This is a genomic window from Stenotrophomonas africana (assembly GCF_013004645.1).
GTDB lineage: Bacteria > Pseudomonadota > Gammaproteobacteria > Xanthomonadales > Xanthomonadaceae > Stenotrophomonas > Stenotrophomonas africana.
This window is the reverse complement of record NZ_JABEME010000005.1, coordinates 185,814-210,876: the sequence shown is the minus strand read 5'-3', so window position 1 is coordinate 210,876 and position 25,063 is coordinate 185,814. Positions and strand designations below refer to the sequence as shown.

The 25,063-nt window shown below is 65.8% G+C and carries 22 protein-coding genes; 14 read left to right on the top strand and 8 right to left on the bottom strand.

Annotation, left to right across the window (positions count from 1 at the left end; translation table 11 throughout):
• Positions 1 to 73 precede the first annotated feature (73 nt).
• Positions 74 to 970 (bottom strand): DMT family transporter, encoded by an 897-nt coding sequence (locus tag HLA98_RS11355; RefSeq protein WP_049443945.1) that lies wholly within the window; start codon positions 968 to 970, stop codon positions 74 to 76.
• A gap of 119 nt (positions 971 to 1,089) precedes the next feature.
• On the opposite strand from HLA98_RS11355, the gene HLA98_RS11350 reads away from it, so the two are divergent.
• On the top strand, positions 1,090 to 1,572 hold the full coding sequence (locus tag HLA98_RS11350; RefSeq protein ID WP_006471121.1) for a YajQ family cyclic di-GMP-binding protein: 483 nt from the start codon (positions 1,090 to 1,092) through the stop codon (positions 1,570 to 1,572).
• A gap of 36 nt (positions 1,573 to 1,608) precedes the next feature.
• Here HLA98_RS11350 and HLA98_RS11345 read toward each other — a convergent pair whose 3' ends face one another.
• The 3 genes from HLA98_RS11345 to HLA98_RS11335 all read right to left on the bottom strand — a co-directional run bounded on the left by HLA98_RS11345 (position 1,609) and on the right by HLA98_RS11335 (position 5,478).
• The gene (locus HLA98_RS11345; protein ID WP_236495810.1) at positions 1,609 to 2,703 is read right to left on the bottom strand and encodes a helix-turn-helix domain-containing protein; all 1,095 of its coding nucleotides are present in this window, start codon (positions 2,701 to 2,703) and stop codon (positions 1,609 to 1,611) included.
• A gap of 163 nt (positions 2,704 to 2,866) precedes the next feature.
• A complete protein-coding gene (locus tag HLA98_RS11340) occupies positions 2,867 to 3,994 on the bottom strand; it encodes an NAD(P)-dependent alcohol dehydrogenase (RefSeq protein WP_057501088.1) in 1,128 nt (375 codons plus the stop codon).
• Positions 3,995 to 4,011: 17 nt separating this feature from the next.
• Positions 4,012 to 5,478, bottom strand: coding sequence for a benzaldehyde dehydrogenase (locus tag HLA98_RS11335; RefSeq protein WP_057501089.1), 1,467 nt, complete (start codon positions 5,476 to 5,478; stop codon positions 4,012 to 4,014).
• A 193-nt stretch (positions 5,479 to 5,671) separates the two neighbouring features.
• Between HLA98_RS11335 and HLA98_RS11330 the strand changes: the two genes are divergently transcribed.
• Both HLA98_RS11330 and HLA98_RS11325 read left to right on the top strand, forming a co-directional pair.
• Positions 5,672 to 6,238 carry a DUF1415 domain-containing protein gene (locus tag HLA98_RS11330; protein WP_057501090.1) on the top strand — a complete coding sequence of 189 codons (567 nt, stop codon included), beginning with the start codon at positions 5,672 to 5,674 and terminating at the stop codon, positions 6,236 to 6,238.
• On the top strand, positions 6,235 to 7,038 hold the full coding sequence (locus HLA98_RS11325) for an SDR family oxidoreductase (RefSeq protein WP_057501091.1): 804 nt from the start codon (positions 6,235 to 6,237) through the stop codon (positions 7,036 to 7,038). The genes HLA98_RS11330 and HLA98_RS11325 overlap by 4 nt, the downstream gene beginning before the upstream one ends.
• Positions 7,039 to 7,520: 482 nt before the next feature.
• Here HLA98_RS11325 and HLA98_RS11320 read toward each other — a convergent pair whose 3' ends face one another.
• On the bottom strand, positions 7,521 to 9,551 hold the full coding sequence (locus HLA98_RS11320; protein WP_057500520.1) for a M3 family metallopeptidase: 2,031 nt from the start codon (positions 9,549 to 9,551) through the stop codon (positions 7,521 to 7,523).
• Positions 9,552 to 9,721: 170 nt separating this feature from the next.
• Between HLA98_RS11320 and HLA98_RS11315 the strand changes: the two genes are divergently transcribed.
• On the top strand, positions 9,722 to 10,126 hold the full coding sequence (locus tag HLA98_RS11315; protein ID WP_057500519.1) for a hypothetical protein: 405 nt from the start codon (positions 9,722 to 9,724) through the stop codon (positions 10,124 to 10,126).
• 138 nt (positions 10,127 to 10,264) lie between these two features.
• On the opposite strand, the gene HLA98_RS11310 is transcribed toward HLA98_RS11315, so the two are convergent.
• The gene (locus tag HLA98_RS11310) at positions 10,265 to 11,377 is read right to left on the bottom strand and encodes a PLP-dependent cysteine synthase family protein (protein ID WP_057500518.1); all 1,113 of its coding nucleotides are present in this window, start codon (positions 11,375 to 11,377) and stop codon (positions 10,265 to 10,267) included.
• A gap of 122 nt (positions 11,378 to 11,499) precedes the next feature.
• Here HLA98_RS11310 and gloA point away from each other — a divergent pair, with 122 nt between their 5' ends.
• A complete protein-coding gene (gloA, locus tag HLA98_RS11305) occupies positions 11,500 to 12,015 on the top strand; it encodes a lactoylglutathione lyase (protein WP_057500517.1) in 516 nt (171 codons plus the stop codon).
• Between the two features lie 90 nt (positions 12,016 to 12,105).
• A complete protein-coding gene (locus HLA98_RS11300) occupies positions 12,106 to 12,534 on the top strand; it encodes a VOC family protein (RefSeq protein WP_057500516.1) in 429 nt (142 codons plus the stop codon).
• 67 nt (positions 12,535 to 12,601) lie between these two features.
• Here HLA98_RS11300 and HLA98_RS11295 read toward each other — a convergent pair whose 3' ends face one another.
• Complete coding sequence (locus HLA98_RS11295; protein ID WP_010481344.1) at positions 12,602 to 13,033, bottom strand: CBS domain-containing protein; 432 nt, start codon at positions 13,031 to 13,033, stop codon at positions 12,602 to 12,604.
• 1,346 nt (positions 13,034 to 14,379) lie between these two features.
• On the opposite strand from HLA98_RS11295, the gene HLA98_RS11290 reads away from it, so the two are divergent.
• Positions 14,380 to 15,075 (top strand): lysozyme inhibitor LprI family protein, encoded by a 696-nt coding sequence (locus tag HLA98_RS11290; protein ID WP_129550633.1) that lies wholly within the window; start codon positions 14,380 to 14,382, stop codon positions 15,073 to 15,075.
• A gap of 148 nt (positions 15,076 to 15,223) precedes the next feature.
• On the opposite strand, the gene glmS is transcribed toward HLA98_RS11290, so the two are convergent.
• Complete coding sequence (gene glmS / locus HLA98_RS11285; RefSeq protein WP_057500514.1) at positions 15,224 to 17,062, bottom strand: glutamine--fructose-6-phosphate transaminase (isomerizing); 1,839 nt, start codon at positions 17,060 to 17,062, stop codon at positions 15,224 to 15,226.
• 203 nt (positions 17,063 to 17,265) lie between these two features.
• Between glmS and HLA98_RS11280 the strand changes: the two genes are divergently transcribed.
• The 7 genes from HLA98_RS11280 (at position 17,266) to HLA98_RS11250 (ending at position 25,035) form a co-directional block, all read left to right on the top strand.
• Positions 17,266 to 18,543 (top strand): efflux RND transporter periplasmic adaptor subunit, encoded by a 1,278-nt coding sequence (locus tag HLA98_RS11280; RefSeq protein WP_049443924.1) that lies wholly within the window; start codon positions 17,266 to 17,268, stop codon positions 18,541 to 18,543.
• Positions 18,544 to 18,578: 35 nt separating this feature from the next.
• Entirely contained in the window at positions 18,579 to 19,304 is a 726-nt protein-coding gene (locus HLA98_RS11275; RefSeq protein WP_032129038.1) for an ABC transporter ATP-binding protein, read from the top strand.
• 10 nt (positions 19,305 to 19,314) lie between these two features.
• On the top strand, positions 19,315 to 20,619 hold the full coding sequence (locus tag HLA98_RS11270; protein WP_049443921.1) for an ABC transporter permease: 1,305 nt from the start codon (positions 19,315 to 19,317) through the stop codon (positions 20,617 to 20,619).
• A gap of 21 nt (positions 20,620 to 20,640) precedes the next feature.
• Entirely contained in the window at positions 20,641 to 21,843 is a 1,203-nt protein-coding gene (locus tag HLA98_RS11265; RefSeq protein ID WP_057495084.1) for an ABC transporter permease, read from the top strand.
• A 1-nt stretch (position 21,844) separates the two neighbouring features.
• Positions 21,845 to 22,216 (top strand): PDZ domain-containing protein, encoded by a 372-nt coding sequence (locus tag HLA98_RS11260; protein ID WP_057500513.1) that lies wholly within the window; start codon positions 21,845 to 21,847, stop codon positions 22,214 to 22,216.
• 123 nt (positions 22,217 to 22,339) lie between these two features.
• Positions 22,340 to 23,686, top strand: coding sequence for a sigma-54-dependent transcriptional regulator (locus tag HLA98_RS11255; protein WP_057500521.1), 1,347 nt, complete (start codon positions 22,340 to 22,342; stop codon positions 23,684 to 23,686).
• Positions 23,683 to 25,035: a sensor histidine kinase gene (locus HLA98_RS11250; protein WP_049445065.1), complete on the top strand. Its 1,353-nt coding sequence runs from the start codon at positions 23,683 to 23,685 to the stop codon at positions 25,033 to 25,035. The genes HLA98_RS11255 and HLA98_RS11250 overlap by 4 nt, the downstream gene beginning before the upstream one ends.
• Positions 25,036 to 25,063: the final 28 nt, after the last annotated feature.

Here is a 25,063-nt window from a genome sequence, read left to right as displayed (position 1 = left end):
GACCGCTGGCCTGCACCTGCAGCGGTCCCTCCGGCGCAAGGGGTTGCCGGCCAGCAGCCCGCACTCCCCCGGCTCAGGGATGGTCCAGCGGCTTCGGCGGTTCCTGCCGGTTCACCCGCTCACGGTGCAGCAGGTACAGGCCCGAGGCGACGATGATCGCCGCACCCACCCAGGTATAGCTGTCGGGCAGCTGGCCCCAGAACGCCAGATCCCAGCCGATCACCCAGACCAGGCCGCTGTACTCCAGCGGTGCGATCATCGAGGCCTCGCCCAGCTGGAAGGCCTTGGTCAGGGCGATCTGGCCCAGCGCCCCGGCCAGACCCATGCCGGCGATAAGTGGCGCATGCGCCAATTGCAGAGGTACCCAGCCGGGAATGGCCAGCAGGCCGGCGCCGATGGCCATGATGACCAGGAACCAGACCACCATCGACTGCGAGGTATCGGTGCGGGTCAGCAGGCTGACCGTGATCGCAGCCACGGCATAGGCCGTTGCCGCCGCCAGCACCATCAGGCCGGGCACCGAAATGAAGCCGTCCACACCCGGCCGCAGCACCACCAGCACGCCCACCAGGCCGATGCCGATGGCGACCCAGCGCCGCGGCCCGACGCGCTCGCCCAGCAACGGCACCGAGAGCGCGGCGATCAGCAGCGGGGCAACGAAATAGATGGTGTAGGCGGTGGACAGCGGCAGGTCGCGCAGGGCGAACACGAAGCAGCCGATCATCGCCATGCCCAGCCCGCCACGCAGCAGGTGCAGGCCCCAGCGGCGCGGCACCAGCGAACGCGGCCCGGCACTGACCAGCACCCAGACCAGCACGAACGGCAACGAGGCCGCACCACGCAGGAAGGTCACTTCCAGCGTGGGATAGCTGGCCGACAGCTGCTTCATGCCGGCGTCCATCAGCGAGAAGCAGGCGACCGCAGCGACCATCCAGGCCACCGCACGCGAAGGGGAGCGTTGCAGATTCATGGCCCATTATCGCCGACCGCACCGGATTGTAGAGTCGGGCCGTGCTCGACTCTACGCAAAGCGGGCATGCGGGCCGGCGCGATAGAATGGCCACCACTGAATTCTGCGGAGCCTCGCCCATGCCTTCCTTCGACGTCGTGTCCGAAGTCGACACCCACGAGCTGACCAACGCCATCGACCAGGCCAACCGCGAACTGGCCACCCGTTTCGACTTCAAGGGCGTGGACGCCAAGTTCGAGCGCGATGGCGATGTCATCAACCAGACTGCGCCGACCGAGTTCCAGCTCAAGCAGATGAACGACATCCTGCGTGCACGCCTGGCCGCGCGCGGCATCGACGTGCTCAGCCTGGAGTTCGGCGACATCGAGACCAACCTGGCCCAGGCCCGGCAGAAGATCACCGTCAAGCAGGGCATCGAGCAGAAGATCGCCAAAAAGATCGCGGCGGCACTGAAGGACGCCAAGCTGAAGGTGGAAAGCCAGATCAACGGCGACAAGCTGCGCGTGCAGGGCAAGAAGCGCGACGACCTGCAGGACGCCATCGCCGTACTCAAGGCCGGCAAGTTCGAGCTGCCGCTGCAGTTCAACAACTTCCGCGACTGATGGATTCCGCCGGGCCATGCCCGGCGGACTACGCGGTCAATCGCGCAGCAGCTTGTACAGCGTGGTGCGCGAGATCCCCAACTGGCGTGCGGCCAGGCTGAGGTTGCCGTCAGCGGCCTGGGCCGCGCGGCGCGCGGCCTCACGCTGCTGGTCACGCAGCAGCGGCGCGACCGGATCTGCCGGGGTGCTCCGCTGAGCAGACCGATGCGCCCCGCCCCGCGGCCCCTGCAGACGCTGCAGGTAGACCGCGCTGCCCTCGCCCAACCGGACCCGATGCGCTGCGCCCGGTTGCAGCAGGCGACGCCGTTGCGCCGCACTGGCGCCAGCAAACAGCGCCTCCAGATCCAGCAGCGGCAACGGCCCCCGCCGTGGCAGGCCCAGCAGGCGCCGTGCAACGCGGTTGGCTGCACGCAGCTGGCCATCCTCCTGCACCGCCAGCAGTCCCTGCAGCGGTGACGCCAGCCAGCGCGGATCATGTTGCACAGCCAGCAGGTGCACGTCGGTGAGACTGTGGAACAAGCGATTTTCGCTGGCCAGCGCAGCCTGCCGGAAATAGCCCTGCAGCAGGGCCGGATCGCGCTCGCCAAGACCGGTGATGTCGATCACCCCGCAGACCCGACCGTCGAGATCGTGCAGTGGCTCGCTCAGGCAGAACACCGGCGCGAACCGCTGCAGGTAATGTTCGTTGCCGCGCACCAGTGCCGGCACATCGTCGGCCAGACTGACCGCTGGCGCGGTGGTGCCGATCTCCGTCTCGCCCAGCTGTCGCCCGACCTGGATCGGCCGCAGCAAGGGAGCATCTTCCAGGCCGTGGGCCTGCTGCGCGATCACCATGCCGTCGCGGTTGGCGCAGAACATCGTCCAGCCACGCCCACCGAAGGCCGCCCAGAGCTGTTCCAGCTCCGGCTGCACGCAACGTGCCAGGCGCCGGTCGTCGGGATGCGGGAGACGCTGTCCGCCCCCCAGCAGCGGTCGATAGTCCGGCTCCTGCCCCGGTTGCAGGCCCGCCGCGCGCGAACGCAGCCATGACTGCTGCAGCGGCAGCGGCAACACGTCCAATGAGCGCGCATCGCCCTCGGCGAAAGCGGCACGTGCCGCTACCAGTTGTTGCTGCCCGACTGTCGTGGCCATCATGGACGCAGCGTACACCCGCCAGCGGCAACGCCATGTTACGTCTCCACAACGGAGCGTTTCCGTTTCAAGACGCGTTCAAACAAGGGGGCAGAGCCGCTTTCTGCTGGAAAGCGGATCCGCCCCCCCTGCCGCCAGCGGCCGACGCTACCGACGGTGGTCGTTACGCTGCGATGCGCAGCACCGGCTTCAGGGTGATGCCACGGGTGCTGTCTTCGGCTGCCTGGTTGATCTGATCCAGCGGATAGAACTTCACCAGTTTGTCGAACGGGAAGCGCCCCTGCTGGAACAGGGTCACCAGCTGCGGAATGAACACCTGCGGCACGCTGTCACCCTCGACGATGCCGCGGATGCTACGTCCGCCGAGCAGCAGGTTGTTCACATCGAAACTGGCGGTGGTGCCCAGCTTCGGCGCACCGACCACGCCCATCATGCCCAGCCCCCCCAGCGCCTCGATGCCGGCAGACAACACGTCGGGACGACCGGTCGATTCCAGCGCGAAGTCAGCACCACCACCGGTGATCGCGCGCACCGCCTCGATCACATCGGTCTCCCGGCTGTTGACCACGTGGGTAGCCCCCAGCTCCAGGGCAAGCTCCAGGCGCGAAGGCACCACGTCGATGGCAATGATGGTGGTGGCGCCGGCCACCTTGGCCGCCATCACCGCACTCAGGCCCACCGCGCCGGCACCATAGCTTGCAAAGCTGCTGCCCGACCGCACCTGCAGCGAGTTGAGCACCGCACCGGCACCGGTCTGGATGCCGCACCCCAGCGGGCCCAGCAGTTCCAGCGGCGCGTCGTCAGGTACCTTGATCGCATTGATCTCGCGGGCCAGCGCGAAGGTGGCAAACGAAGACTGCGCGAAGAAGTGGTCGTGCAGCGGCTGGCCCTGCGCATCGGTGATCGCGGTATGTCCTTGGCCATCATCGCCACCGAAGTTCAGTGCGAAGAAATCCCTGCAATAGGCACCGTGCCCGCCCCGGCACGGATTGCAGTGGCCACAGGCACCATAGGTCAGCACCACATGGTCGCCCACCTTGAGGTCGCGTACGTTGGGGCCAACCGCTTCCACGATGCCGGCACCTTCGTGGCCGAGCACCGCGGGCAAGGGCACCGGATAGTACTGATCGCGCACGATCAGGTCGGTATGGCACAGGCCGGTGGCCACCACCTTCACCCGCACCTCATCGTCCTGCGGGCCGCGCAGCGTCGCCTGCTCGATGACGAAGGGCTGCTCCTTGCCGCGTACCACGGCGGCGGTGATCTCACGCGTTGCGTTGTTGTCGTTCATCGTGATGGTTCCTTCGATCAGATCGGGTAAGCGGGCGCTTCGCCCTTGACGGTCAACCACTGCCACTGGGTGAACTCCTCGCCGTTGGCCGGGCCACCGATGCTGGTGCCGTTGCCGGACGCGCCGACGCCGCCGAAGGGGTTGATCACCTCGTCATTCACGGTCTGGTCGTTGATGTGCAGCAGGCCGGTACGCAGGCGCTCGCCGATCTTCAGCGCGCGGCCGACATTGCTGGACACGATCGCCATCGACAGCCCGTACTCGCTGTCGTTGGCCAGGCGCACGGCCTCGTCGTCATCGTCGAACGGCACCACAACCGCCACCGGCGCGAAGATCTCCTCGTTGAAGGCCGGATTGTCGGCCGCAACATTGCCGAGCACGGTGGGCGCGAAGAACAGGTCCCGATGCGTGCCTCCCGCTTCCAGCGTGGCACCGGCCTGCACGGCCTGCTCGACCACGCGTGCGGCATGGTCGCGCTGGCCGGCATTGATCAGCGGGCCGATGGCCACGTCCTCACGTGCCGGGTCGCCCACCTTCAGCGCGTTGGCCTTGGCCACCAGTTTCTGCAGGAACGTGTCGTGGATCTTCCGGTGCACCAGCACGCGGCCGGTCGCCATGCAGATCTGGCCCTGGTGCAGGTAGACGCCCCACGCGGTGTTGGCCACCGCCAGGTCCAGGTCTGCATCATCAAGGATGATCAACGAATTCTTGCCGCCCAGTTCCAGCGAGACCTTCTTCAGATGCCGGCCGGCCGCCTCTCCGACCTTGCGGCCAGCGGCGGTGGAACCGGTGAACTGGATCATCGCCACGTGCGGGTCACTGGTCAGTGCGGCCCCGGCCGCGCCATCGCCGGGCAGCATGTGCAGCACGCCTGCTGGCAGGCCCGCCTGCTCGAACACGCGTGCGATCACCGCGCCGCCACATACCGCCGTACGCGGGTCCGGCTTGAGGACCACAGCGTTGCCCAGGGCAATCGCCGGGGCCACCGCGCGCATCGCCAGGTAGAGCGGAAAATTGAACGGCGAGATGACCCCGACCACGCCCAGCGGACGTCGGCGCGCCAGGTTCAGCCTGCCCGGTTCGGACGGCAGGATCTCACCCGTGCTGCGCGACGGCAGCGCCGCAGCTTCATGCAGTGCCTTGATGGTCACCTTGGCTTCGAAGCCCGCCTTCAGGCGGGTCGAGCCGCTTTCGCGCACCAGCCACTCGACCAGGGTCTCGATGTTTTCTTCGGCCAGACGCGCGGCCTTGCGCAGCACCTCGGCACGCTGTTCGTAGGGTGCCGCCGCCCACGCCTGCTGCGCCTGTGCAGCAGCGGCCGCCGAACGCGCGACCTGGGCCGGGTCGGCCAGACCGATCTCGCCGAGCTGCTGGCAGGTGGCCGGTTCAATCACCGGGTGCCGTTGTGGGGCAGCCTGCCAGTGGCCATCAAAGAAGGCGCCGGCCCAGAGGGCGTCCGGCAGCCACGGGAAAGATGCAGTCATGGGTGTCCTCCTGTGTCGTGCATCCATTCCACGCCTGTCGCCCCGGGCTGGCAATCGGCCATCCATCGGTAGCGCGCAACGGATTGAATCGTCAGGAGTTTCCCGCTTCGCCACTGTCCAGTTCCTGCACAGTGGACAGCGCAGCACCGGCACACTGCCTACAATGGCGGCCCCGCCAGCCGACGTGCCCGCCATGACCGATTCCCACCTGCCCACCGATGACCCGATCGCCGCCACCCGCCTGTGGCTGGAGCGCATCGTCATCGGCCTGAACCTGTGCCCGTTCGCCAAGGCGGTGTACGTGAAGGACCAGGTCCGCATCGTGCTCAGCGATGCGACCACGCCGGAAGCGCTGGTTGAACAGCTGGCCGAGGAGCTGGTGCTGCTGCGCGATACGCCGGCCGAGCAGATCGACACCTCGCTGATCGTGCATCCGCAGGTGCTGACCGACTTCCTCGACTACAACGACTTCCTCGACAACGCCGACGCGGCCATCGAAGCGCTGGACCTGCAGGGCATCCTGCAGGTGGCCAGCTTCCACCCGGACTACCAGTTCGACGGCGTGGCCGCGGACGACGCCAGCAACTACACCAACCGCGCGCCCTTCCCCACCCTGCACCTGCTGCGCGAAGACAGCGTGGCGCGCGCGGTGGATGTCTATCCGGACCCGGACGTGATCGTCGAGCGCAACATCCAGACCCTGGACCGCATCGGTGTGGACGGCTGGCATCGTCGCCTGCGTGGGGACGACCTGTCATGAGCCGCGTGCCGCCGATTGCCGCATGGCCGGCCGCACCGATGTCGGGCAAAGTGGTGTTGGTCACCGGCGGCGCCAACGGCATCGGTCGCGGTATTGCCCAGGCCGTGCTCGGTGCCGGTGGCCGCGTGCTGATCGGCGATCTGGATACGGAAGCCGGGCAGGCCTGCCTGGACGAATGGCAGCGCGATGACGATGCGGCGTTCCAGCCCCTGGACATCACCGACGAAGCCAGCGTGCGCGCGTTCATCGCCGAGGCGCTGCGTCGCTTCGGCCGCATCGACGGGCTGGTCAACAATGCCGGCATCGCCGGGCCACACGGCACACGGCTGCACGACATGGACTGGGACGAGTGGCAGCGTCGTCTGTCGTCGCTGCATGGTGCGTTCCTGTGCAGCAAGCACGCGTTGCCAGCGCTGACCGCCAGCGCCGGGGGCACGATCATCAACATCGCCTCCACCCGCGCCTGGCAATCCGAAGCGCACAGCGAGGCCTATGCCGCGGCCAAGGGTGGGCTGGTGGCCTTCACCCATGCGCTGGCGATCAGCAGCGGCCCGGCGGTGCGGGTGAACAGCATCAGCCCCGGCTGGATCGGCACCACGGCGTGGCAGGCAGCCTCGCGCCGCCACGAGCCCGATTACTCGGCCACCGACCACGCCCAGCATCCGGTCGGCCGGGTCGGCCGCCCTGAAGATATCGGTGCACTGGCGGTATATCTGCTGTCATCGCTGTCCAGTTTCACCACCGGCCAGGACTTCATCGTGGACGGCGGCATGACCCGGAAGATGATCTACGCCGAATAGCGCACCGCTCTTCGGTGGGTGCGGACCTTGGTCCGCACCATTACCAGAAAGTGCCAACCAAGGTTGGCACCCACCACAGCGATCATGCCGGGTTGGCCCCATCAGCGCTCTTTGGTTGGTGCGGACCTTGGTCCGCACCATTGCCAGAAGGTGCCAACCAAGGTTGGCACCCACCACAGCGGTCATGCCGGGTTGGCCCCATCAGCGCTCTTTGGTTGGTGCGGACCTTGGTCCGCACCATTGCCAGAAGGTGCCAACCAAGGTTGGCACCCACCACAGCGGTCATGCCGGGTTGGCCCCATCACCGCTCTTCGGTGGGTGCGGACCTTGGTCCGCACCATTGCCAGAAGGTGCCAACCAAGGTTGGCACCCACCACAGCGGTCATGCCGGGTTGGCCCCATCACCGCTCTTCGGTGGGTGCGGACCTTGGTCCGCACCATTACCAGAAAGTGCCAACCAAGGTTGGCACCCACCAAACGGTTTACGCCATGCCCGAGTGACGCAGCAGCGCATCGATCTGCGGTGCGCGCCCACGGAAGGCCTTGAAGTTTTCCGCGGCCGGACGGCTGCCACCGCGCGACAGGATCTCATCGCGGAAGCGTGCACCGGTTTCAGCCAGTGCCTGCGGCGCTTCCTCGAACGCGGCGTATGCATCGGCACTGAGCACTTCAGCCCACTTGTAGCTGTAGTAACCGGCCGCGTAGCCGCCGGCGAAGATGTGGCTGAACTGGTGCGGGAAGCGATTCCAGACCGGCGGGTGGTTCACCGCAACCTCCGCGCGCACCCGATCAAGCAGCGCCAGCACGCTGTCCTGCGCCGGTTCGAACTGGCTGTGCAGCAGCATGTCGAACAGGCCGAACTCCAGCTGGCGCACGGTCGCCATGCCGCTGTGGAAGTTGCGTGCCGCCAGCATGCGCTCGTACAGCGCGCGTGGCAGCGGCTCGCCACTGTCCACGTGCGCGGTCATGCCCTGCAGGTGGTCCCATTCCCAGCAGAAGTTCTCCATGAACTGGCTGGGCAGCTCCACCGCATCCCACTCCACGCCGTTGATGCCAGCCACGCCCAGCTCACCGATGCGGGTCAGCAGCTGGTGCAGGCCGTGGCCCATCTCATGGAACAGGGTGGTCACCTCGTTGTGACTGAAGGTGGCCGGCTTGCCGTTGGCACCGCGGCCGAAGTTGCACACCAGGTAGACCAGCGGGGTCTGCACGCTGCCGTCTGCACGCTCGCGGCGGTTGCGGCAATCGTCCATCCACGCACCACCACGCTTGCCCTCGCGCGCATACAGATCCAGATAGAACTGGCCGACCAGCGCGCCCTGCGCATCGACCAGACGGAAGAAGCGCACATCCTCGTGCCATACCGGCGCGCTGTCCTCCTGCACGCGCAGGCCGTACAGCTGCTCGATCACCGAGAACAGGCCGCCCAGCACCTTCGGTTCGGTGAAATACTGCTTCACTTCCTGCTCGGAATAGCTGTAGCGCGCCTGCTTGAGGCGGTCGGCGGCGAACGCCAGGTCCCAGGCCTGCAGGCTGTCGATGCCGAGCTGTTCGCGTGCGAACTGCTCCAGCTCGGCCCGATCCTTGGCGGCGAACGGCTTGGCGCGCGAGGCCAGGTCACGCAGGAAACCGAGCACCTCGGCCGGGTCCTGCGCCATCTTGGTCGCCACCGAATAATCGCCATACGAACCGAAGCCGAGCAGCGCCGCCAGTTCCGCGCGCAGGGCCAGGATGCGGTCGATGTTGCCGCTGTTGTCCAGCGCGTCGTCGCCGAATTCGGACGCACGCTGTGCACTGGCGCGGTACAGGATCTCGCGCAGGTCGCGGTCCTCGCCCCAGGTCTGCACCGGCAGGTAGCACGGCATCTGCAGGGTCAGTTTCCAGCCGGCCTTGCCGTCCTTTTCTGCTGCGGCATGTGCAGCGGCCTTCACGTCTTCCGGCACGCCCTTCAGTCGCGCTTCGTCCTCGATGATCAGCGACCACGCGTCGGTAGCGTCGAGCACGTTCTGCGAGAACTTCGCCGACAGCGCCGACAGCTCCTCCTTGATCGCCGCAAAGCGCTGCTGCGCCTCTGGCGCCAGCTCGGCACCACCGAGGCGGAAATCGCGCAGGGTGTTGTCCAGCACCTTGCGCTGGGCGTCGTCGAACGTCGCGGCCTCCGCGCTGGCAGCCAGTGCCTGGTACTGACGGTACAGCGCGAGGTTCTGGCCCAGCGCGCTGGCAAAGCGGGTCACCCGCGGCAGGTTGCTGTTGTAGGCCTCGCGCAGTTCCGGGGTGTTGACCACGCCCTGCAGGTGGCCGACCACCCCCCAGGCGCGCCACAGGCGCTCGGTGGCATCGTCAAGCGGGGCCACGAAGGTCTGCCAGCGCACCGGCTGCACCTGCTCGGCCGTGCTGACGGCGGCCTCGGCCTCGGCCAGCAGCACGTCCAGCGCCGGCGCCACGTGCTCGGGGCGGATGGCCTCGAAGCGCGGCAGGCCGGAAAAATCGAGCAGGGGGTTGGCAACGGTCACGGCAGATCTCCAGGGTACGGGCCCGGCAGGCGGGCAGCATGCAGGATATGGCGCTGGCAGGCGGGACTGACAAGGGGGCACGGCCCGGCATTCACGTCGGCCTTACGGTCGCGCACCGAAGCTCTGGCTGCGGGGGAGTCCGCAGCGATACGCACCAAACGAGGCCCTACATGGAAGGTCTGGCTGCAGTTGCATCCGCCTCACCGGCCCGGTCACTGGCATTGTCCGCCAGCCCGGCCGAACTGACCTGGATCGCCGCATTGTGCGATGCCGGCGACGACGCCCCACGTCACCTGCATCAGCTGCAGGCAGTGCTACAGCAGGGCGGCACGTTCAACGATGCCCAGGAGTGGTATCCGTTCGAAGTGGTCGAACGCGGCGCCAGCCAGCTGCGGCTGGGTCATGAGCGCGAGTTCGTGATCTGCGTGCTGCTGTGGCTGCAGGCGCTGGCCCAGGGACGCACCAGCATCCTGGACCCGAGCCTGCATCTGGATGATCGCGCGATGGACATCGAGGCATTGCCCGATGCGCTGCGCGATGCCGTGCTGGACGCGTTCACCGCAGCGGGATATTGAGCCGCCCCGCCGACCGGGTAGAGTCGACTGTCAGTCGACTTTCGCGCGCAGCGGGGGATTTTCGCGACCCGGACGTAGAGCAGTCGACTGACAGTCGACTCTACCCCGCCGATGCACATCCGGCCGTGCGTTGCCGAGCTACAGCGCTTCCAGGCTGCACCACGGCAGTTCCGGCAGCCCCTGCCCGGCCACCGCTGCGGCCAGCTGTGCGTCGGCACCGTCGACATCGATGCCCTGGCGCGCGTACCACGCCGGGTCGTAGTAGCTCTGCGCATAGCGCTCGCCGCTGTCGCACAGGATGCTGACGATGCTGCCCTGGTGGCCGGCCTCGCGCATCCACTGCGCGGCCTGCAGCACGCCGATGAAATTGGTGCCGGTGGATCCGCCGACACGACGGCCGAGCTGGCGGCTGACATGGCGCATGGCGGCCAGGCTCAGCGCGTCGGGTACCTTCACCATCGCATCCACGCTGGTCGGAATGAAGCTCGGCTCCACCCGCGGGCGGCCGATGCCTTCCACACGCGAGCCGCCGCTGCAGGTCAGGCCCCGCCAGTCCTGCTCACCGGCCACGGCGGCCTGGTAACCGTCGAAGAACACCGACACTTCCGGGTCCGCGCACAGGATGCGGGTGTCGTGCCGGCGGTAGCTGACATAGCGGCCCAGCGTGGCCGCGGTACCGCCGGTGCCGGGGCTGCACACGATCCATTCCGGAACCGGGCTCGGCTCCTCGGCCATCTGCTTGAAGATGGACTCGGCAATGTTGTTGTTGGCACGCCAGTCGGTGGCGCGCTCGGCATAGGTGAACTGGTCCATGAAGTGACCACCGGTTTCGCGGGCCAGCTTCTCCGATTCACCGTTGAGTTCGCAGGCGCGCTCGACCAGGTGGCAGCGGCCCCCGTGGAACTCGATGGCGGCAATCTTCTCCGGCGAGGTCGTGGCCGGGATCACCGCAATGAACGGCAGACCGAGCAGGCGCGCGAAGTAAGCTTCGGACACCGCGGTCGAGCCACTGGACGCCTCGATCACCGGCCGTCCTTCGCGCAACCAGCCGTTGGTCAACGCGTACAGGAACAGCGAGCGTGCCAGCCGGTGCTTGAGGCTGCCGGTGGGATGGCTCGACTCATCCTTCAGGTACACATCAATGCCCTCGAACCCGGGCAGCGCCAGCGGGATCAGATGGGTATCGGCGGAACGGTTGAAATCGGCTTCGATCTTGCGGATGGCGGCGGCCACCCATTCACGCTGCGACATGGCGGGCAATGCTCAGAACGGAACGGTGCGATCCGGCCATTGTACGTCGCGGTGCCGTCAGGTGACGGCCGGTAGAATGACCCCATCCGGCCAGCAACGGCCCTGTCTGAAGGACCTCCCCCATGACCATTCCTGCCCTGCGCGATGTCCCCGGCGTCGCCGCCCAGGCCCCTGCCGAAACCACCGGCTTCGTGTTCAACCACACCATGCTGCGGGTGAAGGACATCACCGCCTCGCTGGACTTCTACACCCGCGTGCTCGGCTACCAGCTGATCGACAAGCGCGACTTCCCCGAGGCCCAGTTCAGCCTGTACTTCCTGGCCTACGTACCGGCCGGCGCGGTGGTGCCGGAAGACGACGCCCAGCGCCGCGTGTGGATGGCCGGCCTGCCGGGCGTGCTGGAACTGACCCACAACCATGGCACCGAAACCCAGGACGGCGCGGTCTACCACGACGGCAACAGCGACCCGCGCGGCTTTGGCCACATCTGCGTGTCGGTGCCGGACATCGAGGCCGCCTGCCAGCGCTTCGAGGACCTCGGCGTGACCTTCCAGAAGCGCCTGACCGACGGCCGCATGAAGAACCTGGCCTTCATCAAGGACCCGGACGGCTACTGGGTCGAGATCATCTCCAACTGACAAAAAGGGGACGGAGGGGATTAAGTCGTTTCTGGCACTATTGGCCGGAAGCGACTTAATCCCCTCCGTCCCCTTTTTTGCGAGGTTCGTATGGAAACGATGGAACTGCACCGTGGCCGCCTGATCGACCACATCCAGCTGGTGGTGCGTGACCTGGCGGCCAGCCGCCGCTTCTACCAGGCGGTGTTCGATACGATCGGCATCCCGATCGCCGGCGAAGGCGATGATTACTTCTGGGCAGATGAGCTGTTCATTTCCAGCGCCAGCAGCGAGGCCGCCGCCGGCCAGCTGACCGGCCGCCACCACCTGGCGTTCCAGGCGCGTGACAGCGCTACCGTCGATGCCTTCCACACTGAAGCCATCGCCGCCGGCGGCACCGACAACGGTGCACCGGGCGAACGCCCCTACCATCCGGGCTACTACGGCGCCTTCGTGCTCGATCCGGATGGCAACAACATCGAGGTGGTCTACCACGGCCCGGCAAACTACAGTGCCGATTCGGTGAAGGTCACTTTCTGATATCACCGAAGCCGTGAACGAAGAAGCCGGGCAATGCCCGGCTTCTCTGCATCCAGGGATCCAGCCCTCAGTGGGCGGCCATGTAGATGTCCTGCAGCACGGCCTTTTCCAGTTCCAGCTCGCCCAGCAGGTTCTTCACGATGTCGCCCAGGCTGAGGATGCCAACCAGTCGGGTGCCTTCGGTGACCATCAGATGACGGCGCCGCGAGTACGTCATCAACGACATGGCCTGCTTCAGGGTCGCTTCCGGCGCAATGCCTTCCAGGCCGGTGGACGGCAGGCTGGAGATCACCCGGCGGCCGGCCTGCGGGCCGTCGTCGGCCAGGGTACGCACGATGTCCTTCTCGGAAATGATGCCGACCGGGGCATCGTCCTTCATCACCACCAGCGCAGCGATCTTATTCGCGCTCATCTTGTGGGCGGCGGCACCGATGGTGTCTTCGGCGTCGATGGTGATGACAGCTTCTTTCTTGGATTGCAGGAGTTCGCGGACGTTCATTCTTGTTTCCTGGTGCAGGTCACTGAAGTCAAAAAAGTGTGCTCTTCCGATACGCCCCCTCCCCGGGAACAGACCTTTCAGCGCACGTCTGGCGCACCCGGCGGCCGCTTGGAATGGATCGGCAGACGATGTGCTGCAACGCGAACGAGGTAGGCTCAACGGCTCAACCCGGACCTCGGTCAACTCGATTCTACGACTGCGACCATCGGTCACTACCGGCATCAATAGGACAGTTCGTCGTGGGAACCAGCTGACGATCCAGAGAATGGCACCGCGGCTGAAACCGCCGCTGAATACAAGCGCAGTTGCGCATTAAAGATTGATTGCCTGCTGCCGACGGCGGACAGAACGACCAGCCGCTGTCCCACTTGCCACCGCTACCGACGCAAACGAAAGGGGCCACGCCGGCCCCTTTCGCATGCAGCGTCGCAAGAGTCCGATTCAAGCCACTCAAGTTCGCACAACCATCGCCGAAGCGCGGGCAACCGCCCGAATCCGCAAAGTCAGGGAAATGCGTGCCACTCCTGCAGCAAGTTCAGCTGTCCGAAAAGCTCAGCGATCAGTCAACAGCTCGACATGCTCTTTTTTCTTCGACTATCCGAGACTACTTGTCTGTACGGCGGAGCAGGGCCTTGCCAGGGCCGCTTCCGGGCGCAGATACAGCCAAGCAAGTTCAACCCGACCGTCCCGCCGGGACGAGAACCTGCCCTGGCTTAAAGTCATCGACGTGGCAACCAAACACCAACGTTCGCAACTCAAGGCGAAGAGCTCAGAGCATCAAATAACAGCACGTTTCCCGAGAATTCATTTTTCGATCACACACGTGATCTGCGAGGCAGGCCTCATGCTTGGGCATAGCCATTGCTTCGCCTGTATCCCTCGCTGCCCGGCTGCGCTGAGGATGGCACCGACGAGCCGCGCATTCTGTCGCTTTCAGCCCCCAAGACCACTGGTCGCCGCTCGCAACGTCACTGACTCGCCCCGACGCTAAGCCAGCCCCTGAACACCGGAGCATTACTCAGCGTCGTGCCTCAATTGCACCGAATGTGGCAAAAGCACGCCACACGACGCAAGGTGCAGCACTCGGCATTCGAAAAGACTGCAACAAGCGACCAACCGCACAAGCACTCCAGCACGATGCGCCACCTTGAGCTCAGCACTGTCCACGGAAACAGATGCGAATGGCCCGTAATTCCGCATGAAGTATGAAGAAGATCAACACTTAGACCATGAAGATCCGTGAACTATTCCTATCGTTCAGCCTCATAGGCTCAATCCTCTCCACCGGGTGCACAGGGACAGGCAGTCCCCCGAAGGAATTCAAGTGCAATCGCGATGATGTAGTCATGGCCGCGATCAAAGACATTCGACACAGAGCCAGCGGCTACACCTACAGCGATTATATATATGCGCCCTCAAAGCTCGACAACAAACCCTTCGCTGCGTACTCGGACAAGCAGGACTCAATTCCTATCGCACTGGAGGAAATTGAAACAATCTCTATCAAGAAGATGAGCGACGGATCTGGCAGAAATGCCCTGATTTGCAATGCAAAACTCAGGATTGAAATACCGGCCGCAGTCGCGGACGTAATGAAGCTTAATCAGTACCAAAAGATGCGCGTCCTGGATAATGCCAAGGGGAAATTTGGCGACAGGAGTGTCCATTTCGACAACGTCGAGTTCAGAGCACATGAGATTGATGGCGGTTCAATCACAGCAGACGTTTCGAACTACAACGGGCCGTGGTCGTTACACGTCATCACGACACTTGCCGTCAATGGCCGGCACCTGATGCTGGAGGACGCACTCAGGCAATATCGAACTCAGGACGCCAACCTCAACTTGATCTGGGAGAATTTGCCGAAGTATCGGCAGGCGACTGAACGTGACTCCCAGCGGAGCTGGATCAAGTCGAAAACAGATAAATGCGGGGAGATCAATCTCGAACCATATGATTCAGAAGACATCTTTGATCGCATCGACATCATCGAATGCCACGCAAAAATGACAAAGTCTCGAGTCTTCGAGATGCGTAGATAGTTGAGGCCAGGCCTTCCCACAGCTTCAGCTAAGTCACATGCCGTACCTGAGGCCGTCCTGAGCGTGGCCTCCACAACACCCGGATAGCGAAAGGACGAGAGCAGAAACGCCCTCGTCCCTCACCTCTCAGCCCGTTTCCGGTAACGCCTTACTCCACCGTCACGCTCTTGGCCAGGTTGCGCGGCTTGTCCACGTCAGTGCCGCGTGCCAGCGCGGTGTGGTAGGCCAGCAGCTGCACCGGAATGGTGTGCACGATCGGGCTCAGCACCCCGGCGTGGCGCGGCGTGCGGATCACGTGCACGCCTTCGGACTCATTGAAGTTGCTGTCCTGGTCGGCGAACACGAACAGTTCACCGCCACGCGCGCGCACTTCCTGCATGTTCGACTTCACCTTTTCCAGCAGGCTGTCGTTCGGCGCGATCACCACCACCGGCATGTCCTCGTCCACCAGCGCCAGGGGGCCATGCTTCAGCTCGCCTGCCGGGTAGGCCTCGGCGTGGATGTAGGAGATTTCCTTGAGCTTGAGCGAGCCTTCCAGCGCGATCGGGTAATGCAGGCCACGCCCCAGGAACAGCGCATTGGACTTGCGCGCGAAGCGCTCGGCCCAGGCGGCGATCTGCGGTTCCAGGTTCAGTGCGTGCTGCACGCTGCCTGGCAGGAAGCGCAACTGCTCCAGGTAATCCGCTTCCTGCGCTGCGTCGATACGGCCCTGCAGCTTGCCCAGCACCACGGTCAGCTGGAACAGTGCGGCCAGCTGGGTGGTGAAGGCCTTGGTCGAGGCCACGCCGATCTCGGCGCCGGCCCGGGTGTAGCAGACCAGCTCGCTGGCGCGCGGAATCGCGCTTTCCGGCACGTTGCAGATCGACAGCGTGTGCTTGTGGCCGAGCGACTTGGCGTACTTCAGCGCCTCCATCGTATCCAGCGTTTCGCCGGACTGGGAGATGGTGACGACCAGGTGCTTCGGGTTCGCATAAGCGGCGCGATAACGGTACTCGCTGGCGATCTCCACGCTGCACGGCAGGCCGGCGATGGCTTCGATCCAGTAGCGCGCGGTCAGGCCGGCGTAGTAGCTGGTGCCGCAGGCAATGATCTGCACGCCCTCGATGCCCGACAGCACCGCTTCGGCGTTCTTGCCGAACAGCTCGGCCGGGAAACCACCGGCGTCGATCGCCGCCTCGATGGTGTCGCCCAGCGCGCGCGGCTGCTCGTGGATTTCCTTCTGCATGAAGTGGCGGTACGGACCCAGCTCCAGCGAAGCCAGCGACACATCGGACAGATGCACATCGCGTTCGACCGGCTGGTCATGCTCGTCGAAGATGCGCACGCCGTCGCGGCGGATCTCGGCGGTGTCGCCCTCTTCCAGGAAGATGACCTTGCGGGTGGCCGAGATCACCGCCGAAACGTCGGAGGCAACGAAGTTCTCGCCCTCCCCCAGGCCGACCAGCAGCGGGCAGCCCATGCGTGCGCAGACGAAGCGCTCCGGCTCGGCGCGGCTGACCACGGCCAGCGCATAGGCACCGGTCAGCTCTTTCACCGTGTGCTGCAACGCCACCAGCAGGTCGTCGCCGTCCTTCAGGTGATGGTGGATCAGGTGCGCGATCACTTCGGTATCGGTCTGCGACTCGAAGGTGTAGCCCAGCGCACGCAGCTTCTCGCGCTGCTCTTCGTGGTTCTCGATGATGCCGTTGTGCACCAGCGCGACACCGTGGCTGATATGCGGATGCGCGTTGGCCTCGGTGACGCCCCCATGGGTGGCCCAGCGGGTGTGGCCGATGCCCAGCACCGCATTGAAACCCTCGGCCTCGGCCGCGGTGGCCATTTCCGACACGCGACCCGTGCGACGGACACGGCGTACTTCGGGACGCGCGGCGTGGTCGATCACCGCGATGCCCGAGGAGTCGTAACCACGGTACTCAAGCCGCTTCAGGCCCTCGATCAGTACCGGCACCACATCGCGATCGGCGATTGCACCCACGATTCCACACATGTCACGCGTTTCCTTGAAGACGATCGGCGCATTCTAGCCCGCGTGTCCGGCTTCCCCCTCCTGTCCGCTTAATGAAAGTGTCCGGAAAGGTGTCCGCGGACACCCGGACACTTCAGCATGCCGCCCAACCCATTGACCTGAAAGGAAATAAAGTTGGCACGCTACGTGCTTGATACTGGCTACCACCGTCAGGCACGCACCCGATGATCCGCGACACTTCCGCACAGGACCAGATCGTTTCCTCCGCCCCGGCCGGCACCACCCGCGCCAACTGGCAGCGCTATCGCTGGCCGGCACTGGGCGCCATCGTGCTGCTGGCCGGCATCGGCTGGGCCGTGCACGCCTGGTCCAATGCCAGCCGCTCCTTCGACAGCAGCCGCGTGCGCATCGCCGAAGTGAAGCGCGGCGACCTGGTCCGCGACATTGCCGCCGACGGCCGCGTGATCGCCGCCAACAGTCCAATCCTGTACGCCATCTCGGCCGGCACCGTGGACCTGAAGGTGGTCGCCGGCGACGTGGTCAAGAAAGGCCAGGAGCTGGCGATCATCGACAGCCCGGAACTGCGCAGCAAGCTGGCCCAGGAACAGGCCACCCTGGCCGGCCTGGAGGCAGAGGCCAGCCGCGCCGCGCTGGATGCCACCCTGGCCCGCGCCAAGTCGCGCAAGGAAACCGACCAGGCCACCATCGAACGGCAGGCCGCCGATCGCGACCTGCAACGCTACCAGCGCGGTTACGACGGCGGCGCAGTACCGCAGATCGATCTGGCCAAGGCCAAGGACTCGCTGAAGAAGGCCGACATCACCCTGGCCAATGCCACCACCGATGCCCGCCTGCAGAGCCAGGGCGCTGACCTGGATGCCCGCAACAAGCGCCTGCTGGCCGACCGCCAGAAGGCCGTGGTGGCTGAAGTGCAGCGCCAGGTCGATGCACTGACCCTGCGCGCACCGTTCGATGGCCAGGTCGGCCAGGTGCAGGCCGTCCAGTCCACCAACCTGGCCGCCAATGCGCCGGTGCTGGGCGTGGTCGATCTGTCCAAGTTCGAAGTCGAGATCAAGGTGCCGGAAAGCTTCGCCCGCGACCTGGCCATCGGCATGCCGGCGCAGCTGACCGGCGGCAACGGCAAGCCCTTCCCGGGCGAGATCAGCGCGGTGTCACCGGAAGTGGTCAACGGCGAGGTCAATGCCCGCGTGCGCTTCGCCAGCGCACAGCCGGAAGGCCTGCGCCAGAGCCAGCGGATGTCGGTGCGCGTGCTGCTCGACACCCGCAAGGACGTGCTGAAGGTCGAGCGCGGCCCGTTCGTCGAACAGGGCAATGGCGTGGCCTACGTGATGGATGGCCGCACCGCGGTGCGGCGTCCGGTGGAACTGGGCGTCAGCAGCCTGGGCGAAGTGGAAATCAAGTCGGGTGTGCAGCCGGGCGACCGCATCGTGGTCTCCGGCAGCGACCTGTTCAAGGACGCCGAACGCGTCTCCGTCAACTGATACCTGATACCTGAATCCTGGAGAGAGGACACGCCATGTACATGCTCGAAATGCGTTCGGTCGCCAAAGTCTTCCGCACCGAACAAGTGGAAACCCACGCACTGCGCTCGCTGGAACTGCAGGTCAAGGAAGGTGAGTTCGTCGCCGTCACCGGCCCGTCAGGCTCTGGCAAAACCACCTTCCTCAACATCGCCGGCCTGCTGGAAACCTTCACCAGCGGCACCTACATGCTCGACGGCCAGGACGTGAGCACGCTGGGCGACGACGCCCGCAGCCGCCTGCGCAACCAGAAGATCGGCTTCATCTTCCAGGGCTTCAACCTGATCCCCGACCTGAACCTGTTCGACAACGTGGACGTGCCGCTGCGCTATCGGAAGATGAGCGCCAACGAGCGCCGCGAACGTATCGAGAAGGCGCTGAGTCAGGTCGGCCTCGGCTCACGTATGAAGCATTACCCGAATGAACTGTCCGGTGGCCAGCAGCAGCGCGCGGCCATCGCGCGTGCCCTGGCCGGCAGCCCGCGCCTGCTGCTGGCCGACGAACCGACCGGCAACCTGGACACGCAGATGGCCCGCGGCGTGATGGAACTGCTGGAGGAGATCAACGCCGCCGGCACCACCATCGTGATGGTCACCCACGACCCGGAACTGGCCGCGCGCGCGCAGCGCAACGTGCACATCGTCGATGGCCAGGTGACCGACCTGGTGCGCGAGCCGGTGCTGGCCACCCCGCCGCGCCACATCGTCGCCGTCAACGAGTGAGGGCACGACCATGTTCGCCTACTACGCTCGACTGGCGGTGCGCAGCTTCCGCCGCAACAAGGTCCTGACCGCGCTGATGGTGGTGGCCATCGCGCTCGGCATCGGTGCCTCGATGACCACCCTGACCGTGTTCCACGTCCTGTCCGGCAACCCCATTCCGGACAAGAGCGAGCGCCTGTTCTACGCGCAGATCGACCCACGGCCCCGCAACGGCTTCGGCCTTGAGGAGGAACCGGAAGAGCAGATGACGCGCTATGACGCCGAAGCCCTGCTGCGCGAAGCGAAAGCCGAGCGCCAGGTGATGATGACGGCCGGTGATGCAACGATCGAACCGGATAACAGTACGCTCAAGCCGTTCTCCATCGACACCCGCTGGACCTCGGCCGACTTCTTCCCGATGTTCAACGTGCCCATGCAGTACGGGCGGCCGTGGACCCGCGAGGACGACAACGGGCGGGCCCGCGTGGCCGTCATCTCCAAGGCGCTCAACGAGAAGCTGTTCCAGGGCGCGAACAGCGTCGGTCGCGAAATCCGGCTTGAGGGCAATGCGCTGCGCATCGTCGGCGTCATGAAGGCCTGGAACCCGGAGCCGCACTTCTTCGACCTCACCACCGGCGCGTTCGGCAAGGAGGAGGATCTGCTGGCGCCGATCTCCACCTCGTTCGATCTCCAGCTGGGCAGCAATGGCAACATGAACTGCTTCGGCGAAAATCCCGACGGCGCCAACAGTTACTCCGTCAACGCGCCCTGCGCCTACCTGCAGTACTGGGCAGAGATGGATCCGTCCAAGGCCGGCGACTACCGGCGCTATCTGGAGAACTACTCCAGCCTGCAGCGCCAGGCCGGCCGCTTCGAACGCCCGGTCAACGTGCGCCTGCGCAACGTGATGGAGTGGCTGGACTTCAAGGGCGCGGTACCCAGCGACGTGCGGCTGCAGCTGTGGCTGGCCCTGGGCTTCCTGGGGGTCTGCCTGGTCAACACGGTCGGCCTGCTGCTGGCCAAGTTCCTGCGCCGCAGCGGCGAGATCGGTGTGCGCCGCGCGCTGGGCGCCAGCCGCGGCCAGATCTTCCTGCAGTGCCTGGTCGAAGCCGGTGCCGTGGGTGTGGTCGGCGGCGTGCTCGGCATCGGACTGGCCCTGCTGGGGCTGTACGCGGTCCGCCAGCAGCCCGTCAGCTACGCACAGCTGGCCCACCTGGATGGCAGCATGCTGCTGCTTGCGCTGGGCCTGACCCTGCTCGCCAGCCTCGCCGCCGGCTTCCTGCCCGCCTGGCGCGCGATGCAGGTCACTCCCGCCATCCAGCTCAAGTCGCAGTAAGCACGAGAACGAGGACCTCCCATGGACATCCGCCCCATCCTCAGCACCCTGCGCCGGCATAAGACCGCTGCCGCGCTGATCGTGCTTGAAATCGCCCTGACCTGCGCCATCGTCTGCAATGCCCTGTTCTTGGTCAGCCAGCGCGTGGAGCGCATCAGCCGGACCAGCGGCATGGCCGAAAACGAGCTGGTCCTGGTCCGCGTGACCGGCGTCGGCAAGCAGACCGATGCCGCCGCCCGCACCCGCGAAGACCTGGCATCGCTGCGCGCCATCCCCGGGGTCACCGCGGTCAGCGTGATCAACCAGGTGCCGTTCCGCAACAGTTCGTCCAACACCAGCATCTCGCGCGAAATGAACCAGGAACGGCCGACGGCCAGCGTCGGCATGTACACGTTCTCCGAAGACGCGTTGCGCACGCTGGGCCTCAACCTGGTTGCCGGCCGCGACTTCCAGCCGGCCGAGTACTTCGACTTCGACAACCTGAGCAAGGCCAACGGCACGCCGGTGATCCTCAGCCAGGCCGCCGCGCACAAGATGGCGCCGGACGGCAATGCGCTGGGCAAGACGTACTACATGGGCAAGCAGACGGTGAACGTGATCGGCATCGTCGATACGCTGGCCACGCCCAATGGCTGGGGCAACAACTGGGATGACACCATGATCATGCCGGTGCGCCGCGTCTTCGGCGATGGCATCTACATGCTGCGCACCGATCCTGCGCGCCGCGATGAGGTGCTCAAGGCCGCACTGTCCGCCCTGGACCGCAACGATCCCAACCGCCTGATCCGCGAGAAGCAGTCGTTCACCGACCAGCGCGAGGACTTCTTCAAGAACGACCGTGCAATGGTCGGCCTGCTGATCACCGTCTGCGTGGCGCTGCTGGTGGTCACTGCGCTCGGCATCGTCGGGCTGGCCAGCTTCTGGGTGCAGCAGCGCAGCAAGCAGATCGGCATCCGCCGCGCACTCGGTGCCACCCGTGGCCAGATCCTGCGCTACTTCCAGACCGAGAACTTCCTGCTGGCCACGCTGGGCATCGTGCTGGGCATGCTGGCCGCCTACGCGATCAACCTGGCACTGATGAACCTGTACGAGCTGCCGCGCATGCCGCTGCTGTACCTGCCGCTGGGCGCCCTGCTGCTGTGGACGCTGGGCCAGGTCGCGGTGTTCGGCCCGGCGCGCCGCGCTGCGGCGGTCCCCCCCGCAGTCGCCACGCGCGGAGCCTGAGATGCGCACACGGCTGATGACTCTGCTGATGCTCCTGCCACTGCCGGCACTTGCCGGCGGTGGCAGCGCAAGCAGCCTGCAGTGGCAGCAGGGCGAGGCCCGGCTGGCGCTGCACTCGACCGAAGGGCAGATCCAGGTGGAGGCCGCGCGCCCGGAGGGCCGATTCGGTGTCCGCCGTGGCGACCGCATCCTGCGGGTGGATGACACGCCCGTGTACCAGATCGACCACCTGTCCCAGGCCCTGATCGATTCCCCCGCCGCGCGGGCCTACCTGCTGCTGCGGCGGGAGCGACGGCTGGTGAGCGTGGCGGTGGATGCGGACGCCTGGCGCCAGGCGCTGGATGCTCCGCCGCCGCCTCCGCCCCGCCCCTGAGAAGCGGCAACGCCTGCATGGCCACGGCTTTGGCTATGCTTGATGGGTGGCGCCGGGCTCTCCCGGTACGTGGACACGAACGGCTCCATCGGCGCCGCCCATCCCTTTCTGCAGAACCATGTGATGCCTGCAATCCTGATCATCGACGACAACGCCAGTGTGGGCACCGCACTGGACGTGCTGTTCTCCCTGCACGACATCGACACCCTGCAGGCGCAGAGTCCGTCCGAAGGGCTGGCCCTGCTCGAGTCGCAGCCGGTCGACCTGGTGATCCAGGACATGAACTTCAGCGAAGACACCACCTCCGGTGAGGAAGGCGAGGCCCTGTTCGCGCAGATCCGCGCGCGCCATCCCGATCTGCCGGTGATCCTGCTGACAGCCTGGACCCACCTCAGCAGCGCGGTGGATCTGGTCAAGGCCGGCGCGGCTGACTACCTGGCCAAGCCGTGGGACGATCGCAAGCTGATGACCACGGTCAACAACCTGCTGGAACTGTCCGAGGCGCGCCGCGAACTGGACCGGCGCCGCAGCCGTGAACTACGCCAGCGCAACGCGCTGGAAGAGAAGTACAACCTGTGCGGCGCGGTTTTCGCCGACCCCGCCAGCGAGCGCGTGATCGCACTCGCCTGCCAGGTCGCACGCTCGGAACTGCCGGTACTGATCACCGGCCCCAATGGTGCCGGCAAGGAAAAAATCGCGCAGATCATCCAGGCCAACTCGCTGGTGGCAAAGGGTCCGTTCATCACGGTCAACTGCGGTGCACTGCCGTCGGAGCTGATCGAAGCCGAACTGTTCGGTGCCGAGGCCGGTGCGTACACCGGCGCCAACAAGGCGCGCGAAGGCAAGTTCGAGGCCGCCGATGGTGGCACCCTGTTCCTGGATGAGATCGGCAACCTGTCGCTCGGCGGTCAGATGAAGCTGCTGCGCGTGTTGGAAACCGGCCGCTTTGAGCGCCTGGGTTCCAACCGCGAGCGCCAGGTCAAGGTGCGCGTGGTCAGCGCGACCAACGCTGACCTGCCGGCCATGATCCGCGACGGCACTTTCCGCGAAGACCTCTATTACCGCCTCAACACGGTGGAACTGGTGCTGCCGCCGCTGGCCGAACGTCCGGGTGACATCGTGCCGCTGGCCGAGCGCTTCCTGGCCGCGGGCAAGCCCCTGTCCAGCGCCGCCACCGCGGCCCTGCAACGGCACCCCTGGCCGGGTAACGTGCGGGAGCTGCGCAACGTGATCCAGCGCGCCGAGCTGCTGGCCACCGGCAACCGCATCGAAGTGGCCGATCTCAACCTGCCGCGCGCAGCCGTCGCACCACGACCGGCACCCAGCGCAGGCAATGACCCCGACCGCGCACGCATCGAGGATGTGCTGGCGCGCAACCATGGCGTCATCGCCCAGGCTGCCGCCGAGCTCGGCCTGAGCCGCCAGGCGCTGTACCGGCGTATGGACCGCCACGGTATTCCACGCGAATGAAGCGGCGCTCCTTCACTTTCCGCCTGTTCCTGCGCCTGCTGCCGGTGCTGGCACTGGCTGCGGCACTGCCGTGGCTGCTGGCCTACTGGATGGACCATGGTTGGGTGGTGACCACGGTATCGGCGCTGATCCTGCTGTCACTGATGTGGTGGACCCTGCGTCGGGCTACCGCCCCGGTGCGGTCACTGATGCGGGCCCTGGCGGGCACCACCAGCAGCTATCGCGACGGCGAATACAACTTCGGCGTGCACTGGCCCGGCAATGACGAGCTCGGCGACCTGGTGCAGGCACACCGCGAACTGGGTGATGTACTGCGTGAGCAGCGGCAGGGCCTGGTGCAACGTGAGCTGCTGCTGGACACCATGGTGCAGAACACGCCGGTTGCGATGCTGTTGATCGCCTCCGGCGGTGATGGCATCGCCCGCGTGGTGTTCTCCAACCTGGCTGCGCGCAAGCTCCTGCACGGCGGCTGGAAGCTGGAAGGCCAGCGCCTGGAAGACGTGCTGGAACAGGTGCCGGTGGAACTGCGCGATGCCATCGCCCGGGGCGGTGACAGCCTGTTCGCGGTGCATGCGGAAGGCGAAGACGGCGATGAGGATGACGAGCAGGTCTACCACCTGTCGCGCCGCGCGTTCCAGCTCAATGGCCGCCCGCACGACCTGCTGCTGGTGCGCCTGCTGACCGCCGAACTGCGCCGCCAGGAAGTGCAGACCTGGAAGAAGGTGATCCGGGTGATCAGCCACGAGCTCAACAATTCGCTGGCACCGATCGCATCACTGGCGCATTCCGGTGGCGTGCTGGTGCAGCGCGAGCGCTTCGACAGGCTGCCGGAGATATTCACCACCATTGAAGACCGCGCGCGCCATCTGGAAGGCTTCATCCGCGGCTATGCGCGCTTTGCCAAGCTGCCGCAGCCGCAGCTGCAGACCGTGCACTGGGCACCGTTCCTGTCCAGCCTGCGCCAGCAGATTCCGTTCACCATGGATCGCGAACCGGACGAGGAGCTGAGCAGCCGCATCGACATCGCGCAGTTCGGGCAGGCGCTGTTGAATCTTCTGAAGAATGCGCATGAAGCCTGCGCCGACGCTGATCCGCCCAACGATGACGTACAGGTGCACCTCACGCGGCTGCCGCAGTGGCTGCGCCTGGACGTACTTGACCGCGGCAAGGGCATGAACGAGCAGGTGCTGCAGAACGCACTGATGCCGTTCTATTCGACCAAGCGCAATGGAACTGGATTGGGTTTGGCGCTGACCCGCGAGATCGTGGAAGCGCACGGTGGGCGGGTGTCGTTGCAGAACCGCGGCGATGGCGGATTGTGCGTGTCGATCCTGCTGCCGGTGGGTTGAGCCGGCCCAGCGAATAGATCCACGCCAT

What these genes read in the sequence shown, in the direction of transcription:
- HLA98_RS11270 (WP_049443921.1), top strand. Translation starts at nt 19,315, where the DNA reads ATGTTCGCCTACTACGCTCGACTGGCGGTGCGCAGCTTCCGCCGCAAC.
- HLA98_RS11275 (WP_032129038.1), top strand. Translation starts at nt 18,579, where the DNA reads ATGTACATGCTCGAAATGCGTTCGGTCGCCAAAGTCTTCCGCACCGAA.
- HLA98_RS11265 (WP_057495084.1), top strand. Translation starts at nt 20,641, where the DNA reads ATGGACATCCGCCCCATCCTCAGCACCCTGCGCCGGCATAAGACCGCT.
- HLA98_RS11340 (WP_057501088.1), bottom strand. Translation starts at nt 3,994, where the DNA reads ATGAACGACAACAACGCAACGCGTGAGATCACCGCCGCCGTGGTACGC.
- HLA98_RS11310 (WP_057500518.1), bottom strand. Translation starts at nt 11,377, where the DNA reads ATGTCGCAGCGTGAATGGGTGGCCGCCGCCATCCGCAAGATCGAAGCC.
- HLA98_RS11335 (WP_057501089.1), bottom strand. Translation starts at nt 5,478, where the DNA reads ATGACTGCATCTTTCCCGTGGCTGCCGGACGCCCTCTGGGCCGGCGCC.
- HLA98_RS11355 (WP_049443945.1), bottom strand. Translation starts at nt 970, where the DNA reads ATGAATCTGCAACGCTCCCCTTCGCGTGCGGTGGCCTGGATGGTCGCT.
- HLA98_RS11300 (WP_057500516.1), top strand. Translation starts at nt 12,106, where the DNA reads ATGGAAACGATGGAACTGCACCGTGGCCGCCTGATCGACCACATCCAG.
- HLA98_RS11295 (WP_010481344.1), bottom strand. Translation starts at nt 13,033, where the DNA reads ATGAACGTCCGCGAACTCCTGCAATCCAAGAAAGAAGCTGTCATCACC.
- HLA98_RS11345 (WP_236495810.1), bottom strand. Translation starts at nt 2,703, where the DNA reads ATGGCCACGACAGTCGGGCAGCAACAACTGGTAGCGGCACGTGCCGCT.
- HLA98_RS11315 (WP_057500519.1), top strand. Translation starts at nt 9,722, where the DNA reads ATGGAAGGTCTGGCTGCAGTTGCATCCGCCTCACCGGCCCGGTCACTG.
- HLA98_RS11330 (WP_057501090.1), top strand. Translation starts at nt 5,672, where the DNA reads ATGACCGATTCCCACCTGCCCACCGATGACCCGATCGCCGCCACCCGC.
- glmS (WP_057500514.1), bottom strand. Translation starts at nt 17,062, where the DNA reads ATGTGTGGAATCGTGGGTGCAATCGCCGATCGCGATGTGGTGCCGGTA.
- gloA (WP_057500517.1), top strand. Translation starts at nt 11,500, where the DNA reads ATGACCATTCCTGCCCTGCGCGATGTCCCCGGCGTCGCCGCCCAGGCC.
- HLA98_RS11250 (WP_049445065.1), top strand. Translation starts at nt 23,683, where the DNA reads ATGAAGCGGCGCTCCTTCACTTTCCGCCTGTTCCTGCGCCTGCTGCCG.
- HLA98_RS11325 (WP_057501091.1), top strand. Translation starts at nt 6,235, where the DNA reads ATGAGCCGCGTGCCGCCGATTGCCGCATGGCCGGCCGCACCGATGTCG.
- HLA98_RS11260 (WP_057500513.1), top strand. Translation starts at nt 21,845, where the DNA reads ATGCGCACACGGCTGATGACTCTGCTGATGCTCCTGCCACTGCCGGCA.
- HLA98_RS11290 (WP_129550633.1), top strand. Translation starts at nt 14,380, where the DNA reads ATGGCCGCGATCAAAGACATTCGACACAGAGCCAGCGGCTACACCTAC.
- HLA98_RS11280 (WP_049443924.1), top strand. Translation starts at nt 17,266, where the DNA reads ATGATCCGCGACACTTCCGCACAGGACCAGATCGTTTCCTCCGCCCCG.
- HLA98_RS11255 (WP_057500521.1), top strand. Translation starts at nt 22,340, where the DNA reads ATGCCTGCAATCCTGATCATCGACGACAACGCCAGTGTGGGCACCGCA.
- HLA98_RS11350 (WP_006471121.1), top strand. Translation starts at nt 1,090, where the DNA reads ATGCCTTCCTTCGACGTCGTGTCCGAAGTCGACACCCACGAGCTGACC.